The sequence below is a fragment of the Pseudomonas sp. FYR_2 genome (assembly GCF_043106425.1).
GTDB classification, from domain to species: Bacteria; Pseudomonadota; Gammaproteobacteria; order Pseudomonadales; family Pseudomonadaceae; genus Aquipseudomonas; species Aquipseudomonas monteilii.
Window position 1 is genome coordinate 73,892 of the sequence record NZ_JBICMM010000058.1, and the last position, 15,634, is coordinate 89,525.

The following is a 15,634-nucleotide window of genomic DNA, read 5'->3' on the forward strand; positions in this document are numbered from 1 at the left end:
CGAGATGAAAAAAACAATTAGAACGCTTGCAGCAGCAGGCGCCGTCGCCGGTGCCGGCGTATTGGGCGCAGCTGACTTTGGCCTGGTGAACGTCGGGGCTGATGATCCCCATTTCCCGGCCGTGCATGCCTTTCTGGCCATGGCCAGGGATCGCTCCATCGAGGTACGGGCCAGGGATATCGAGGTACCGAACCTCAAGAATGAAAACCTGATTCGCATCGGCGCCGGTAACTACAATGCCATGTGCATTGGTTGCCATCTGGCCCCTGGCGTCGAAAAGACCGAGCTGAGCCAAGCGCTGTACCCGTCGCCCCAAGATCCGAGCAAGCTCGGCGCCAGCGGTGACCGGGGCAGCGAAGAACCCTCGAAACCCAGGGCGCAGCTTAAAGGCGATGTCGAGAAGCCCGCGCGCGAGCTGGCGGCGGATCTGGCCAAGGTAAAAAGCCTTCAGGTGCGCTTCGAACGGTTCGATGGGCTGGATCATGGGCAAATGCTGGGGGCTTCCTTGAACGCGGTGATCGAGCAGTAGGCCAGATAACAGGGAATCCCGCTCCGGCCTGCTGCTCCGTCGCATCGTCAAGGATAGATGTACTTGAGCACGTACTGGCTCAGCTCACGGAAGGCATCCCTGGGAATCCGGGCTACAAGATCTGGTGTCCGGCCAAGCGTCTTGCAGCATGCCGCGACCATCTGCTGGCGCACCGGCTCATCGAGCATGCTGGCATGCACAACCTGGAAGAACTGAAGGTAAACGCCAGAACCACTGCCCTCAGGGCTGCGCCGGATTTCAACAGGTGTGTCGTGGTAAGGCGCCCGGAAGAACGGCTGGCCATCGTAGTCCGCCTGTGGGGTCAGCACACCCTGGGCATCACACCGGCTGTGACACAGCACTTTGCTCTGCTGATCCGTCTCGAAGCCTCGTTCATAAAGCGTCACTTGCGACCCGGGTGCCTGTAGGCAGGCACTTTCAAAAGCGTTCAGGATCTTCCGGGCATTCGCCTGGGAAGCCTGGATCTGCGACAACGCCACGAACCGCTCGATTTCACCCTTGACGACACTTTTAACGCCACGGTCGAGGGTTGCCCAGTGGCTGAACTCCTCTTTGCAGGCAATCATGTGAATCTCGAAGCGGTAACCTGCCTCTACGGCAGCAGGCGGGAAACCGGCGAACGCTTCATCGTCCAGTGCCGACTCCATGATGATGTTGTAGCGGTTGGCGAAGGCATACTCGAAAACCTTGCCGCTCAGCGCTCTGACGAAGGCTTCGGTGTGTTGGTAAACATGCAACACACCGTGCTCGCTCATCTGTGCGTAGTGCGGGTGCAGTTTGCGGAACTCAGGCAAATAAAGCCGCACATGGTTCTCGTAGCGCTTGCTGGGTAGCAACTGCTTCTCCAGCAAGTAAGTCTTGCCCGACCCTTGCGCCCCCGCAACGATTAGCATGTTCGGGGTGGGGTCACTGTCAGGCCCATCAGCCTCACGTGCCTTGTCGAAGAGCGTGTTGTCGAGCACGGCAAAGGCATCTGTCACGTCGTTGGCAGTGAACGGGTAAAGCGTGGCCATATCTGCAATCCTCAAGTATCTGCCCCAAGCGGGCTGCCCGGCACTTTAGAAGTTGCGATGACGTACCGTGTGGTAGATGGCTATGGCATCTCTGGCCAGCCCGCCGAAGGTCGTAGACGCGTGGGTTGCCAGTGAGGTGGCCATGTGCGTTATGCTTGGCCGGTCTTCAGGGCGGGGTGAAAGTCCCCACCGGCGGTAAATCGAAAGATGAGCCCGCGAGCGCCCCGGCCATGCCGGGGGTCAGCAGATCTGGTGCGACTCCAGAGCCGACGGTCATAGTCCGGATGAAAGAAGGCGTCAGGCAGGGGCCTATCCGGGCGCCCCTGCGCGCGCATTTTGTTCGCCCCGAGACGTTCATCGATCATTCACGAGGAGCGTTTCATGTCCACCCTTCACCACCCGCAATTCCCCAATGTTTCTGCCGCCATCGCCGCCTTCCAGGCCGGGCGCCCTGTATTGCTGCTTGATGATGACGACCGCGAAGACGAAGCGGACATCATTGCGGCTGCCGAAAACATCACGCTGCAGACCATGGCCATGATGATCCGCGACTGCAGCGGCATCGTCTGCCTGTGCCTGGACGAAGCCACCGTTGACGAACTGCAACTGGCGCCGATGGTGCAGAACAACCAGGCCCGCCACGGCACCGGTTTCACCGTCACCATCGAAGCGGCAGAAGGCATCACCACCGGGGTTTCTGCCCAGGACCGCATCACCACCATTGGCGCAGCATTGCGTTCCAGCGCCGAACAACGCCATATCGTCAGCCCAGGGCATGTGTTCCCGCTGCGCGCCCGCAATGGCGGGGTGTTGACCCGCCGTGGGCACACTGAAGGCTCGGTGGACCTGGCACGCCTGGCCGGCCTGCGCCCTGCGGCGGTGCTGTGCGAGCTGATGAACCCCGATGGCAGCATGGCCCGTGGCGAGCAGGTAGCGGTGTATGCGCGGCAGTACAACTTGCCGGTGCTGACCATCGAGGAGCTGGCGCGGTATCGGGAGGCGATGCTGGAGCGGGAAGCCGAGCCTGCCTGATAGATCACCTTGGGGCCATTCGCGGGTTTACCCGCGAAAGGGCCTTTGAAACCCGCCTCATTACCCCTGAAGTTTGCTCCCCCCGCCCCGCTCTGCTAGTGTCGCGCCGTTCTGACATGCCACCGAGACAGTCGCCATGGCCCGCAAAAAAGCCTCCCTCGATTTCGAGCAATCCCTCGCAGACCTGCAAGCACTGGTCGAGCGCCTGGAGAACGGCGAGTTGTCGCTGGAAGAGTCGCTGGCCGCCTTCGAGCAAGGCATCGCCCTGACCCGTGATTGCCAAAGTGCCCTGGCCCAGGCCGAACAGAAGGTCCAAATTCTGCTGGAGCGCGATGGCGAGCTGGCTGCCCAGCCCTTCGACGCGGAGCCAGAAGCATGATCGGCACCTACCAGGCCAGTTGCCAGGCGCGTGTCGACGCAGCCCTCGAACCCCTGTTCGTCGCCCCGACCAAAGAGCTGGAACGCCTTTATGCCGCCATGCGCTACAGCGTGATGAACGGCGGCAAGCGTGTGCGCCCATTGCTGGCCTATGCAGCCTGCGAAGCCCTGGGTGCCCCGGCCGAACAAGCCAACGGCGCAGCCTGCGCGGTCGAACTGATTCACGCTTATTCGCTGGTGCATGACGACCTGCCGGCCATGGACGACGACGACCTGCGTCGCGGCCAGCCGACCACTCACAAAGCCTTCGATGAAGCCTGCGCCATTCTGGCTGGCGACGGCTTGCAGAGCCTAGCGTTCAGCGCCCTGCTCGACCCGCGCCTGAGCCCGCAGAGCGACAGCATTCGACTGGCCATGGTCCAGGCCTTGGCCAAAGCTGCCGGCCCGGCTGGTATGGTCGGTGGCCAAGCCATCGACCTCGGCTCGGTTGGCCTGAAGCTGGACCAGCAGGCGCTGGAGTTCATGCACCGGCACAAGACTGGCGCGCTGATTGAAGCCAGCGTACGTCTCGGAGCCCTGGCCAGCGCCCATGCGGAACAGGCGCAGCTGGATGCCCTGCAAACTTACGCACAGGCTATCGGCCTGGCATTCCAGGTGCAGGACGACATCCTCGACGTTGAAAGCGACACCGCCACCCTGGGCAAACGCCAGGGCGCTGACATAGCCCGTGACAAACCGACCTACCCGGCACTGCTAGGGCTGGAAGCGGCCAAGACCTATGCGATCGAACTGCGCGACCAGGCGCTGGTCGCACTGGATGGGTTCGGCGAAAAGGCCGAGCCGCTGCGGGCGTTGGCGCGCTACATTGTCGAACGCCGTAACTGATTGATTGGGGCTGCAGAGCGGCCCCAACTGCCACCCGCATGAATGGGCAGCTTTTCCTACAATGGGGTAAACTGCCGCGTCTTCACACACCTATAACGACTCGCCTGATGCCCACGACGTTTCAAGAGATCCCCCGCGAACGCCCGGTCACGCCGTTGCTCGACCGCGCTGACACGCCTGCCGGCCTGCGCCGGCTGGCCGAAGCCGACCTGGAGACCCTGGCCGACGAACTGCGCCAGGAACTGCTCTACACCGTGGGTCAGACCGGTGGGCATTTTGGTGCCGGCCTGGGCGTGATCGAGCTGACCATCGCCCTGCACTACGTATTCGACACCCCGGACGACCGACTGGTGTGGGACGTCGGCCACCAGGCCTACCCGCACAAGATCCTCACCGGGCGCCGTAACCGCATGCTCAGCCTGCGCCAGAAGGACGGTATCGCCGCCTTCCCGCGCCGCAGCGAAAGCGAGTACGACACCTTTGGCGTTGGCCACTCCAGCACCTCGATCAGCGCCGCACTGGGCATGGCCATTGCCGCCCGCCTGCAAAACAGCGCACGCAAGTCGATTGCGGTGATCGGGGATGGTGCGCTGACCGCCGGTATGGCCTTCGAGGCGTTGAACCACGCCCAGGAGGTCAACGCCGACATGCTGGTGATCCTCAACGACAACGACATGTCGATTTCGCGCAATGTCGGTGGCCTGTCCAACTACCTGGCCAAGATTCTCTCCAGCCGCACCTACTCGAGCATGCGCGAAGGCAGCAAGAAAGTGCTGTCGCGCCTGCCCGGCGCCTGGGAAATTGCCCGTCGCACCGAGGAGTACGCCAAGGGCATGCTCGCCCCCGGGACCCTGTTCGAAGAGCTGGGCTGGAACTACATCGGCCCGATCGACGGCCACGACCTGCCGACCATGATCGCCACCCTGCGCAACATGCGAGACCTGAAAGGCCCGCAGTTCCTGCATGTGGTGACCAAGAAGGGCAAGGGCTTCGCCCCGGCCGAGATTGACCCGATCGGCTACCACGCCATCACCAAGCTGGAGCCGGCCGACAAGCCTGCCGCGCCGAAAAAAGCCAGCGGGCCGAAATATTCTGCCGTGTTCGGCCAGTGGCTGTGCGACATGGCTGCCGCCGACAACCGCCTGGTGGGCATTACCCCGGCGATGAAGGAAGGCTCGGATCTTGTAGCCTTCAGCGAGCGCTACCCAGAACGTTACTTCGACGTAGCGATTGCCGAGCAGCACGCCGTCACCCTGGCAGCCGGTATGGCCTGCGAGGGCAGCAAGCCGGTGGTGGCGATCTACTCCACCTTCCTGCAGCGCGCCTACGACCAGCTGATCCACGACGTGGCGGTGCAGAACCTCGACGTACTGTTCGCCATCGACCGCGCCGGCCTGGTTGGCGAAGACGGCCCGACTCACGCGGGCAGCTACGACTTGTCGTACCTGCGCTGCATCCCAGGCATGCTGGTGATGACCCCGAGCGACGAGAACGAGCTGCGCAAGATGCTTAGCACCGGCCACCTGTACAACGGCCCGGCGGCTGTTCGCTACCCGCGTGGCACCGGCCCGAATGCGCCGATCAGCGGCGACCTCGAACCGCTGGAAATCGGCAAGGGCGTGGTTCGTCGCCAAGGTGAGAACGTCGCCCTGCTGGTATTTGGTGTTCAACTGGCCGAGGCCATGCAAGTGGCCGAGCAGATCAACGCGACTGTGGTCGACATGCGTTTCGTCAAGCCGCTGGACGAAGCCTTGGTGCTGGAGCTGGCTGGCAGCCACTCGCTGCTGGTGACCATTGAAGAGAACGCCATCATGGGTGGCGCGGGTGCTGCGGTGGGTGAGTTCCTTGCCAACGAAGCCGTGGTCAAACCGTTGCTGCACCTGGGGCTGCCGGACATCTATGTCGAGCATGCCAAGCCTGCGCAAATGCTGGCTGAGTGTGGGCTGGATGCAGCGGGGATCGAAGCTTCGGTGAAGGCCCGCATGGCCAAGCTCGGCCTCTAGGGCCTATTCGCGGGCACGCCCGCTCTAACAGGTATATCTCCGGCCTTAAGAGCAGTGGATTACCTGTGGGAACGGGCGTGCCCGCGAATGCTATGGTGCAGAAAATGAGAAACCCAACCTTTGCCACCCTGCTTTGCCTCCCTCTCCCGCTGCTGGCTGCCGAACGCGACGACGCCCTCAAGCTCCCCGACGTACTCATAAGCGCCAGCCGCCAGGTCGAGTCACGCACCGCCACCAGCGCCGCGAACACCGTCTTCACCCCGTATTCGTCCAGCATCGTTACAAAGGCGAGCAATTCTCCACCGAAGTCGGCGTGCGCCTTGACCGTAACCAGCAGTTCGGCGGACAGACCACCTGGAGCGGCAGCCTGACCGTACCGTTGAATGCGCAGAACGACGTGCTGCTGTCCTACAGCGAAGGCTTTCGGGCGCCAACCTTCAATGACCTGTATTACCCCCAGTTCAGCAACCCGGGCCTGGACCCCGAGCACTCCAGAAGCTACGAGTTGCAATGGCGCAGCCAGCTGACCACGGACAGCCGCCTGGAAACCTCGCTGTACCGCACAGACCTGCGCGATGCGATCGTGTTCGGCCAGGACTCGATACCCCGCAATGTCGCCTCGGCACGCATCAACGGTTTCGAGATGGCCCTGGCGCAACAATGGGGCCCGTGGCGCAGCCAGCTGGGCCTGGCACTGATCGACCCGCGTGACCGCGACAGCGGCCACACCCTCGCCCGCCGTGCCCGCCGCGCACTGAGCCTGGACCTGGACCGTGAACTGGGGCGTTTCAGCGTGGGGGCAAGCTGGCAAGCAGTCAGCAGTAGCTATGACGATGAAGCCAACCGCAACCGCATCGGCGGCTATGGCCTGCTCGGTTTGCGCGGTAGCTGGGCAGCCACGGATGAAGTGAAACTGGAAGCAAAGCTGGATAACCTGCTGGACCGCGCCTACAACCGTGCCCTTTACAGCTATGAAGGCGCCTACCACCCGTACCGCGAAGAAGGCCGTACGCTGCTGTTCAGCCTTACCTGGACGCCGGCGCTTTAGCCGCGAGCAACGCGCACAGGCGGGCGGTGGCTTCGATCATCTGCCCGCTGGGGCGCTCCAGGCCTTTGTCAGGTACCACCAGCAAGCGGCCATCGGCAACCGCACGCAGTTGCGGCCAGGCCTTCCAGCTCGCAAGCTGCGCCTGATCGCCAGCCAGGATGACCTGCGGGTTGCGCAGCAGCACAGACTCCACATTCACCTGTGGCGCCGGCTGACTGAGGTCGGCGAACACATTGCGCGCCCCGCACACGGCCAAGGCATCGCTGACCACCTGCCGGCCACCCAAGGTGTACAAGGGGCGGTCCCAGACCTGATAGAACACCTGCAATGGCTCATCGCGCCGATACTGCTGACGCAGCTGCCCCAACCGCTCCCGCAGGGCCTGGGCGTACTGATGGCCTTGCTCGGCACGCCCGACGCGCCCGGCAATGGCCTCGATCTGCTCAATTAGTTGCTTGATGTCATGGGGTTCGGCACTGAAAGTCGCAATGCCCAGGCGCTTGAGCTGGTCGCGCTGGGCGGGCGGCACGCTGCCAGGCCACAGCAGTAACAGGTCAGGGCGCAGGCTGAGCAGGCGCTCCATGTCCAGTTGCCCTTGGCGCCCCACCGAGGGCAGGTCGCGCAGCGCCGCCGGCCGTTCACCACCGTCAAGCACACCCACCAGCAGGTCGTCGGCCTGCAGTTCGAGCATGATTTCAGTCATCGACGGCGCCAGACTGACGACCCGCATGGGTTCAGCGGCCAGTGCGGTGCAGGCTACCAGCACCAGAAGGCCGGCCAGCAGGCGCATTAACCGAGCTGACGCGGAATGCGATAGAGGTACAGCACCACCACGGTGGACAGCGCCAGCAGGATCTGCGGCACCGCTTCCAGTCCGACCAGCACCGACAGCGCAGCGACCCAGGCCGGGAAGCAGGCATACAGCATGGCCAAGCGCCGAACCCGCGCCAGTTCGATCCAGGCGGCGGGCTCTTCGCCCGTGCCAAGCACCTTGGAGGTGGCGATCAGGGCCCGCTTGTAAGCCCCGAAACGCGGCAGGCTGAGGAACATGGTCGCCGCGCCGGCAATGAACAGTGGCATGGCCAGCACCGGGATCAGTGCGTCACCGCCACCAAAGGCCCAGGCCATCACCGGCAGCGGCACCAGGCCCACCGCCAGGTACTGCCACCAGGCCAGCGCCAGGCGCCGCTTGACCTCGGTGCGGGTCACGCCTGGGGCGCCTCGCCTTGGTGTTCGTTGCCCAGCATGTGGCCCAGTTTGCCGGCCTTGGTCGCCAGGTAGTAGCGGTTGTGCGGATTGTGGCCGGTGTGCAGCGGCACACGTTCGGCAACCACGATGTTCATGTCGGTCAGGGCTTTGACCTTGCGCGGGTTGTTGGTCATCAGCCGCAGCGACTTCACGCCCAGGTGCTCCAGCATCGGCAGGCACATGGCATAGTCGCGCTGGTCGGCGGCAAAGCCCAGGCGCTCGTTGGCTTCGACGGTGTCGGCGCCGCCATCCTGCAGCTCGTAGGCGCGGATCTTGTTCAGCAGGCCAATGCCACGGCCTTCCTGGCGCAGGTACAGCAGCACGCCACGGCCTTCACGGGCGATGGCCTGCAGCGCGGCTTCCAGCTGAGAGCCGCAGTCGCAGCGCTGGCTGAACAGGGCATCGCCGGTCAGGCACTCGGAGTGCAGACGCCCCAGCACCGGCTGACCGTCCGCGATGTCACCCAGGCTGAGCACAACGTGCTCACGGCCAGTGGCTTCGTCGAGAAAGCCATGCATGGTGAAAGTCGCGAAAGGCGTCGGGAGTTTAGAGGCGGCAACAAAGACGACGGGCACGTTGTGCTCCTGGAATAAGTAGGAAATTTCTCGTGAGCCGATTGTATCAGCAGGTTGGGGGATGTGGGCTGGCTGAATACCGTGGCTTAAGATCGAAAAGTTCGATGCTTAGGCTATCCAGGCCCGGCCCTGGCTTCAGTGCGGTTTGCTATCCGAAGTGAACGGATACGGCTGCTTCCAGCGCTCGAAGATCGGCTTCAGTTCGCCACTGCGCACCAACTCGGCCATGCGCTTGTCAAACAGGTCGCTCAAGGCTTTGGCCTGGTCGTTACGGGTAAAGGCCAGGTACAGCGGCAGCTCGGCCACATGCGTGCGACGGAAGCGCTCAGGCTGGGAGCTTTGGCCGAGCACGTAGTCAACCTCGGTCAGCGCATCGATATAGAAATCCACCCGGTCATGCTCAAGCATCGGCAAGATGCCTTCGCGGCGCTGAACTTCCCGGAAGTCATGCACATTGGGCAGATAGCTGGCGTAGTCATAGCCGCGTACCCACGCCAGGCGGTATTTACCCACGTTCTCAGGGGTGGGCACAGGCTTGCTGGCCAGCCCCAAGGCGTAGATATGGTCCATGTCGAAGTGCCAGCGCGGGTAAAGGTTATCGTCGTTCTCTGCCTTGTACGAACCCACCCAGGCATCAGCCTCGCCCCGTTTCACCAACCCGACCGCCCGGCTGTAGGGCGCGCTCTGGGTCACCACCTTGACCCCGGCCGGCTCGAACACCTTGCGCAGCACGTCCCAGGCGACCCCGGTACCGTCGGCGTTGGTATAGTCGAGCCACTCTTCACTGACCAAATGTATCTGCTTCGGCACACCGTCAGCAGCTGTCACCCACGGGGCAACACTCAGCAGCATTGCCAGCAGCACAGTCCTTATGGCCATTCACGCGCTCCCTGTTTCAGGCAACCGCCCACACCAGAACCTGCATGCCCAGCCAGGCGAACACGCCGGCCAGGATATCGTCGAGCATGATACCGACGCCCCCGTGCACATGGCGGTCGATCCAGCGGATCGGCCACGGCTTGAGGATGTCGAAGAAGCGGAACATCAGGAACCCTGCCAGCAGCCACTGCCAGCCTTCCGGCACCAGCCAGAGGGTGATCCACATGCCGACAATCTCATCCCAGACAATGCCTTCATGGTCGTGTACACGCAAGTCATTGGCGACTTTGCCGCACAACCAGAAGCCAAACAGCATGCTCACGCCGAGCAGCAGCCAGTACCCCCAGTCGGGCAGCATCTGCCACAACGGGATGAACGGTATGGCCACCAGCGAACCCCAGGTGCCTGGGGCCTTGGGCAAGGTGCCGGAACCGAAGCCGAAGGCGATGAAGTGCCACGGGTTGCGCCAGACCGAAGGCGGAACGAACTCCGCAGGCACCTGGTTGGGGTGATCGGTCACGGTGTCTCCCTAAAGTGTTGATAGCCCCGCTGAACGGGGGTGATGTCCCGGCCCTGCGCGTCGCGCAAGGTCACACCCTGCCCTTCGAGCACACGGCCAATGGTATGCACCTCGACGAAACCGAGGTTGGCCAAGGGCGCCAGCGCCTCAGGCGGCAGCGTGAAGGCCAGCACGTAATCGTCGCCACCCGCAAGCGCAGCCTGCACTGCCGCCTCGCGGCCGAGGAAGGCCTCTACAGCAGGAGACACTGGCACCTGATCCAGGTTCATCTCCAGCGCCACGCCGGACGCCTTGGCGATATGCCCACAATCTGCGAGCAGGCCATCGGAGATGTCCAGCGCTGCGGTGGCCTGGCCGCGCAGCAGCGTGCCCAGGGTGAGCTGCGGCATCGGCGACCAGTAATGGGCAAGCAGCGACTCAGCCAGCTCGGCGGGCGCCTCGCGCTCACCCAGTACCAGCGGCAATGCACCGGCGGCCTTGCCCAAAACCCCGCCGACGCACAGCAAGTCGCCTGGCCGTGCACCGCTGCGGCGCAACGCCTGGCCAGCCGGCACGCGGCCGAACACGGTAACGGTGATGCTCAGTGGCCCCCGGGTGGTATCCCCCCCGATCAGGCTCATGCGGCAGCGGTGGGCCATGCGGCTTAGGCCGTCCGCAAAGGCGGCCAGCCAGTATGGGCCAACATCCGGCAGGGTCAGGGCGAGGGTGAAGCCGATTGCGGTCGCACCCATGGCCGCCAGGTCACTGGCCGCCACGGCCAACGAGCGCTGGCCGAGCAGAAGCGGATCGCAGACAGCAGGAAAATGCACCCCGGCGACCAGGGTATCGGTCGACACCGCCAGTTGCTCACCCGGGGGAAGCTGCAGCAGGGCGCAATCGTCACCGATCCCCAGTGCCACGCCCTCGCCGCCCTGCGCACAGGGCGCGGCGGCGAAGTAATGGTTGATCAGCTCGAACTCACCCATGGGCAGGCAGCGCCGGAATCAGCGCTTGTTCGCCTTGACTTCTGCTTCACGCAGGGCCGGAGCGAGCTTGTCCAGCACGCCGTTGACGAACTTGTGGCCATCAGTGGCACCGAAGACCTTGGCCAGCTCGACACCTTCGTTGATCACGACGCGGTAAGGCACATCGACGCGCTTGATCAGTTCCCAGGTGGACAGACGCAGCACGGCCAGTTCGACCGGGTCGAGCTCTTCCAGTGCGATGGTCATGCAAGGCACCAGCGCCTTGTCGATTTCGCCCTTGATTGCCGGGACCCCATGCAGGATCTCGCGGAAATAGGCACCGTCGACATCGGTGAAATCGTTATCCACCCGGAACTGCGCTTCGATCTCGTTCAGCGAATGCTGGGCCATGTGCCACTGGTACAGGGCCTGGGTCGCGAGCTTGCGGGCTTCGCGGCGCTTGGCGCTCTTCGAGGGCTTGCCGGCATCCGCAGGTTTTGGATCGCGCGGGTTGAAACGATCGCTTTCGTCGCTAATCACTTGGCCTCCAACTGCGCCAGCAGGCTGACCATTTCCAGAGCGGACAGGGCAGCTTCAGCACCTTTGTTGCCGGCCTTGGTGCCGGAACGTTCGATGGCTTGCTCGATGGAGTCGACGGTCAGTACGCCGAAGGCCACCGGAACACCGAACTCCATGGATACCTGGGCCAGGCCCTTGGTGCATTCGCCCGCCACGTATTCGAAGTGCGGGGTACCACCACGGATCACGGCACCCAGGGCGATGATCGCGTCGTAGGCGCCTTGCTGGGCGACCTTCTGTGCCACCAGCGGGATTTCGAATGCACCCGGGGCACGGATGATGGTGATGTCGCTTTCGCTGACACCGTGGCGTACCAGGGCATCAACGGCACCGCTTACCAGGCTTTCGACGACGAAGCTGTTGAAGCGGCCAACCACCAAAGCATAGCGACCTTTGGGGGCGATGAAGGTACCTTCGATGGTCTTCAGGGTCATTCCGATATTCTCATCTTCAAGAGCGAGGCCGCATGCTGGCGGCCTCGACAGGGGTATGGACTCGAGCTGGAGGGCGTCACTGCCGCCTCAAGTCACTCGGAGGGCACGTATTCTACAACTTCCAGATCGAATCCGGATATCGCATTGAACTTCATCGGCGAACTCATCAGGCGCATCTTGCGCACACCGAGGTCGCGCAGAATCTGTGAACCGGCACCCACGGTGCTGTAGGTGGTCGGTGCCTTGGCCGGTGCATCGCCCGCGCTTTCGCGGATGTGCGCCAGCAGCACGTCGCCGTCCAGCGGGTGGCCCAGCAGCAGCACCACGCCGCTGCCGGCCTCGGCCACGGCAGCCATGGCCGCACGCAGGCTCCAACGGCCCGGCTGCTTGACCAGCAGCAGGTCGCGCAGCGGGTCCATGTTGTGCACGCGCACCAGGGTTGGCTCTTCGGCGCAGATCTTGCCCAGGGTCAGGGCCATGTGCACGTCGCCTTCCACCGCATCGCGGTAGGTGACCAGGTTGAACTCACCCAGCTCGCTTTCCACCGGCTGCTCGGAAACGCGCTGCACAGTGCGCTCGTGGATCATGCGGTAGTGGATGAGGTCGGCGATGGTACCGATCTTCAGGCCGTGCTCGGCGGCGAACACTTCCAGTTCCGCACGGCGCGACATGGTGCCGTCGTCGTTCATCACTTCGCAGATGACGCCGCTTGGCTCGAAACCAGCCATGCGCGCCAGGTCGCAGGCGGCTTCGGTGTGGCCGGCGCGGGCCAGGGTACCGCCAGGCTGGGCCATCAGCGGGAAGATGTGGCCTGGGCTGACAATGTCTTCGGCCTTGGCATCCTTGGCGGCGGCAGCCTGCACGGTACGGGCGCGGTCAGCGGCGGAAATGCCGGTGGTAACGCCTTCGGCGGCTTCGATCGACACGGTGAACTTGGTGCCGAAGCCCGAGCCGTTGCGCGGCGCCATCAGCGGCAGCTTCAGCGTTTCGCAACGCTCGCGGGTCATCGGCATGCAGATCAGGCCACGGGCGTGCTTGGCCATGAAGTTGATGTGCTCAGGCAGGCAGCACTCGGCTGCCATGATGATGTCGCCTTCGTTTTCGCGGTCTTCGTCATCCATGAGGATGACCATTTTGCCCTGGCGGATGTCTTCAACCAGTTCTTCGATGCTGTTGAGCGCCACGCGGCACCCCCTTCTCAATCAGGATTTCAAGAAGCCGTTGGCGGCCAGGAAGCTTTCGGTAATGCCACTGCCCTTGCTCGGTTCAGCAGCCTTGTCACCCAGCAGCAAGCGCTCCAGATAACGGGCCAGCAGGTCGACCTCAAGGTTTACCCGACGCCCTGCGCGGTAGTCGGCCATGATGGTTTCGGACAGGGTGTGCGGGACAATGGTCAGCTCGAACTCGGCGCCATTGACCTCATTGACCGTCAGGCTGGTGCCGTCGACGGTGATCGAACCCTTGTGGGCGATGTACTTGGCCAGTTCCTTCGGTGCACGCACGCGGAACTGGATGGCGCGGGCGTTATCGCTGCGCGAGATGATTTCACCAACCCCGTCGACGTGGCCGCTGACCAGGTGCCCGCCCAGGCGGGTGGTGGGGGTCAGGGCCTTTTCCAGGTTGACCTTGCTGCCACTCTTGAGGTCGATGAATGCGGTGCGCTTGAGGGTTTCGACGCTGACGTCGGCCCAGAAGCCGTCACCCGGCAGTTCGACAGCGGTCAGGCACACACCGTTGACAGCGATGCTGTCGCCGAGCTTGACGTCATCCAGGTCGAGCTTGCCGGTCTCGACGTAGACGCGCACGTCGCCACCCTTGGGGGTGAGGCTGCGGATGGTGCCGATGGATTCGATGATGCCGGTGAACATGGGGTCTTCCTCAAAAACGGTTTGCACGGGGCAAGCCCGGCATTATACGCCGGGCGCCGGCAGGGGGATGGCCGTGACCCGCCAGTCATCGCCCACTGCGCGCATTTCGGTAATTTTCAGCCGCGGTGCTTTGCTCATCTTGTCCAGCGGCCAGTCCAGCAACGGGCGGGCGTTGGAGCCGAGGAAGGTGCCGGCGACGAAGAACTGGTACTCGTCGACCAGGCCTTGCCGGGCAAAGGCGCCGACCAAGCCGGCACCGGCTTCCAGCAGGATTTCGTTCACGCCACGCGCCGCCAGGGCTTGCAGCAGCGCAGGCAGGTCGACCTGGCCATTGTCGCCCGGCAGGCTGAGCAACTCGTGGCCGGCAGCGGCATAGCCTGGGTCATCTGCGACAGCGGTCACCACCAGGGCCGGGCCGGCCTGGAAGAACGGCGCATCCAGTGGCAGGCGCAGGCGGCCATCGACCAGCACGCGCAGCGGTGTGCGGCTGAGCGCCAGGGCGGTGGTTTCGGGGTCTAGGCCCAGCTCGTCGCCGCGCACGGTCATGCGGGCGTTGTCGGCCAGCACGCTGGCAGCGCTGGTCAGCACCACGCTGGAACGGGCACGCAGGCGCTGCACCGCGGAACGGGCAGCCGGGCCGGTGATCCACTGGCTTTCGCCACTGGCCATGGCGGTGCGGCCATCCAGGCTCATAGCCAGCTTGGCGCGCACGAACGGCAGGCCATGTTCCATGCGTTTGAGAAAGCCCGGGTTGAGCGCGCGGGCCTCGGCTTCGAGCACGCCGCTGGCCACTTCAATACCCGCCTCGGCCAAACGCCGCAGGCCCTGCCCCGCCACTTGCGGGTTAGGGTCCTGCATGGCGGCCACCACCCGCGCCACACCGGCGTTGACCAGCGCTTCGGCACAGGGCGGCGTGCGGCCATGGTGGCTGCACGGCTCCAGGGTGACGTAGGCGCAGGCACCGCGGGCACGCTCACCGGCCTGGCGCAGGGCATGCACTTCGGCATGCGGCTCGCCGGCGCGCACGTGCCAGCCTTCGCCGACCACTTCGCCGTCGCGCACGATCACGCAGCCTACACGGGGGTTGGGGTGGGTGGTGTACAGGCCTTTGCGCGCCAGCTCCAGCGCGCGGGCCATGTAGTGGGCGTCAAGGATGGCGGCTTGGCTGGGCATGTTCACTCTTTAGCCGGCTCACGGGCCAGGCGGTCGATTTCTTCGCGGAACTCGTCCAGGTCCTGGAAGCGCCGGTACACCGAGGCAAAGCGGATGTAGGCCACTTCGTCGAGCTTGCGCAGCTCGGCCATGACCATTTCACCCACCACCAGCGATTTCACTTCGCGCTCGCCAGTGGCGCGCAGCCGGCTCTTGATGTGCGCCAGCGCCGCTTCCAGCCGTTCGACGCTGACCGGGCGCTTTTCCAGGGCCCGTTGCATGCCGGCACGCAGCTTGTCTTCGTCGAAGGGCTGGCGTGTGCCGTCCTGCTTGATCAGCCGGGGCAGCACCAGCTCGGCGGTTTCGAAGGTGGTGAAACGCTCGCCACAGGCCACACATTCGCGGCGGCGGCGCACCTGCTCGCCCTCGGCAACGAGGCGAGAATCGATGACCTTGGTGTCGTTGGCACCGCAAAAGGGACAGTGCATGGTGGCAGGCAACAAAAAAAGGGAGGGCCATGGTAGCG

Annotated in this window: 17 protein-coding genes, 3 pseudogenes and 1 riboswitch; of the genes and pseudogenes, 7 read left to right on the forward strand and 13 right to left on the reverse strand. The window is 64.0% G+C overall.

Annotated elements, in window-relative coordinates; translation table 11 throughout:
* Positions 1-4: 4 nt before the first annotated feature.
* A pseudogene (locus ACF8R4_RS24955) lies at positions 5-346 on the forward strand (cytochrome c); the annotation flags it as partial.
* Positions 347-529 (forward strand): annotated as a pseudogene (locus ACF8R4_RS24960) (alpha/beta hydrolase); the annotation flags it as partial. It lies immediately after the preceding pseudogene.
* Between the two features lie 47 nt (positions 530-576).
* On the opposite strand, the gene ACF8R4_RS24965 reads toward ACF8R4_RS24960, so the two are convergent.
* Positions 577-1,563: a zeta toxin family protein gene (locus ACF8R4_RS24965; RefSeq protein WP_060499533.1), complete on the reverse strand. Its 987-nt coding sequence runs from the start codon at positions 1,561-1,563 to the stop codon at positions 577-579.
* A gap of 158 nt (positions 1,564-1,721) precedes the next feature.
* Positions 1,722-1,863: riboswitch (FMN riboswitch) on the forward strand.
* Between the two features lie 81 nt (positions 1,864-1,944).
* Between ACF8R4_RS24965 and ribB the strand changes: the two genes are divergently transcribed.
* The 5 genes and pseudogenes from ribB to ACF8R4_RS24990 form a co-directional block, all read left to right on the forward strand.
* Positions 1,945-2,595, forward strand: coding sequence for a 3,4-dihydroxy-2-butanone-4-phosphate synthase (gene ribB / locus ACF8R4_RS24970; protein WP_016715363.1), 651 nt, complete (start codon positions 1,945-1,947; stop codon positions 2,593-2,595).
* Positions 2,596-2,731: 136 nt separating this feature from the next.
* Positions 2,732-2,974, forward strand: coding sequence for an exodeoxyribonuclease VII small subunit (locus ACF8R4_RS24975; protein ID WP_060499534.1), 243 nt, complete (start codon positions 2,732-2,734; stop codon positions 2,972-2,974).
* Positions 2,971-3,858 carry a (2E,6E)-farnesyl diphosphate synthase gene (gene ispA / locus ACF8R4_RS24980; RefSeq protein WP_060499535.1) on the forward strand — a complete coding sequence of 296 codons (888 nt, stop codon included), beginning with the start codon at positions 2,971-2,973 and terminating at the stop codon, positions 3,856-3,858. Before ACF8R4_RS24975 ends, ispA begins: the two co-directional genes overlap by 4 nt.
* Before the next feature lie 107 nt (positions 3,859-3,965).
* Positions 3,966-5,861 (forward strand): 1-deoxy-D-xylulose-5-phosphate synthase, encoded by a 1,896-nt coding sequence (dxs, locus tag ACF8R4_RS24985; protein ID WP_104833534.1) that lies wholly within the window; start codon positions 3,966-3,968, stop codon positions 5,859-5,861.
* 262 nt (positions 5,862-6,123) lie between these two features.
* A pseudogene (locus tag ACF8R4_RS24990) lies at positions 6,124-6,909 on the forward strand (TonB-dependent receptor domain-containing protein); the annotation flags it as partial.
* On the opposite strand, the gene ACF8R4_RS24995 reads toward ACF8R4_RS24990, so the two are convergent.
* From ACF8R4_RS24995 to nrdR, 12 genes are all read right to left on the reverse strand, one after another.
* A complete protein-coding gene (locus ACF8R4_RS24995; RefSeq protein WP_060499538.1) occupies positions 6,887-7,699 on the reverse strand; it encodes a cobalamin-binding protein in 813 nt (270 codons plus the stop codon). The pseudogene ACF8R4_RS24990 and the gene ACF8R4_RS24995 overlap by 23 nt on opposite strands.
* Positions 7,699-8,118 carry a hypothetical protein gene (locus tag ACF8R4_RS25000; protein ID WP_060499539.1) on the reverse strand — a complete coding sequence of 140 codons (420 nt, stop codon included), beginning with the start codon at positions 8,116-8,118 and terminating at the stop codon, positions 7,699-7,701. Before ACF8R4_RS25000 ends, ACF8R4_RS24995 begins: the two co-directional genes overlap by 1 nt.
* A complete protein-coding gene (ribA, locus tag ACF8R4_RS25005; protein WP_012270291.1) occupies positions 8,115-8,732 on the reverse strand; it encodes a GTP cyclohydrolase II in 618 nt (205 codons plus the stop codon). The genes ACF8R4_RS25000 and ribA overlap by 4 nt, the downstream gene beginning before the upstream one ends.
* 135 nt (positions 8,733-8,867) lie before the next feature.
* The gene (locus ACF8R4_RS25010; protein ID WP_104833535.1) at positions 8,868-9,611 is read right to left on the reverse strand and encodes an ABC transporter substrate-binding protein; all 744 of its coding nucleotides are present in this window, start codon (positions 9,609-9,611) and stop codon (positions 8,868-8,870) included.
* 16 nt (positions 9,612-9,627) lie between these two features.
* Positions 9,628-10,131, reverse strand: a complete 504-nt coding sequence (locus ACF8R4_RS25015; RefSeq protein ID WP_003255391.1) for a phosphatidylglycerophosphatase A — start codon at positions 10,129-10,131, stop codon at positions 9,628-9,630.
* Positions 10,128-11,096: a thiamine-phosphate kinase gene (gene thiL / locus ACF8R4_RS25020; protein ID WP_156867948.1), complete on the reverse strand. Its 969-nt coding sequence runs from the start codon at positions 11,094-11,096 to the stop codon at positions 10,128-10,130. The genes ACF8R4_RS25015 and thiL overlap by 4 nt, the downstream gene beginning before the upstream one ends.
* An 18-nt stretch (positions 11,097-11,114) precedes the next feature.
* On the reverse strand, positions 11,115-11,615 hold the full coding sequence (gene nusB / locus ACF8R4_RS25025) for a transcription antitermination factor NusB (RefSeq protein ID WP_003255393.1): 501 nt from the start codon (positions 11,613-11,615) through the stop codon (positions 11,115-11,117).
* Entirely contained in the window at positions 11,612-12,088 is a 477-nt protein-coding gene (gene ribE, locus ACF8R4_RS25030) for a 6,7-dimethyl-8-ribityllumazine synthase (RefSeq protein ID WP_003255395.1), read from the reverse strand. Before ribE ends, nusB begins: the two co-directional genes overlap by 4 nt.
* 92 nt (positions 12,089-12,180) lie before the next feature.
* On the reverse strand, positions 12,181-13,272 hold the full coding sequence (ribBA, locus tag ACF8R4_RS25035) for a bifunctional 3,4-dihydroxy-2-butanone-4-phosphate synthase/GTP cyclohydrolase II (protein WP_016484697.1): 1,092 nt from the start codon (positions 13,270-13,272) through the stop codon (positions 12,181-12,183).
* An 18-nt stretch (positions 13,273-13,290) separates the two neighbouring features.
* Positions 13,291-13,956: a riboflavin synthase gene (locus tag ACF8R4_RS25040; protein WP_060499542.1), complete on the reverse strand. Its 666-nt coding sequence runs from the start codon at positions 13,954-13,956 to the stop codon at positions 13,291-13,293.
* Between the two features lie 42 nt (positions 13,957-13,998).
* Positions 13,999-15,129, reverse strand: a complete 1,131-nt coding sequence (gene ribD / locus ACF8R4_RS25045; RefSeq protein WP_060499543.1) for a bifunctional diaminohydroxyphosphoribosylaminopyrimidine deaminase/5-amino-6-(5-phosphoribosylamino)uracil reductase RibD — start codon at positions 15,127-15,129, stop codon at positions 13,999-14,001.
* Between the two features lie 2 nt (positions 15,130-15,131).
* A complete protein-coding gene (nrdR, locus tag ACF8R4_RS25050) occupies positions 15,132-15,596 on the reverse strand; it encodes a transcriptional regulator NrdR (RefSeq protein WP_009685710.1) in 465 nt (154 codons plus the stop codon).
* Positions 15,597-15,634 lie beyond the last annotated feature (38 nt).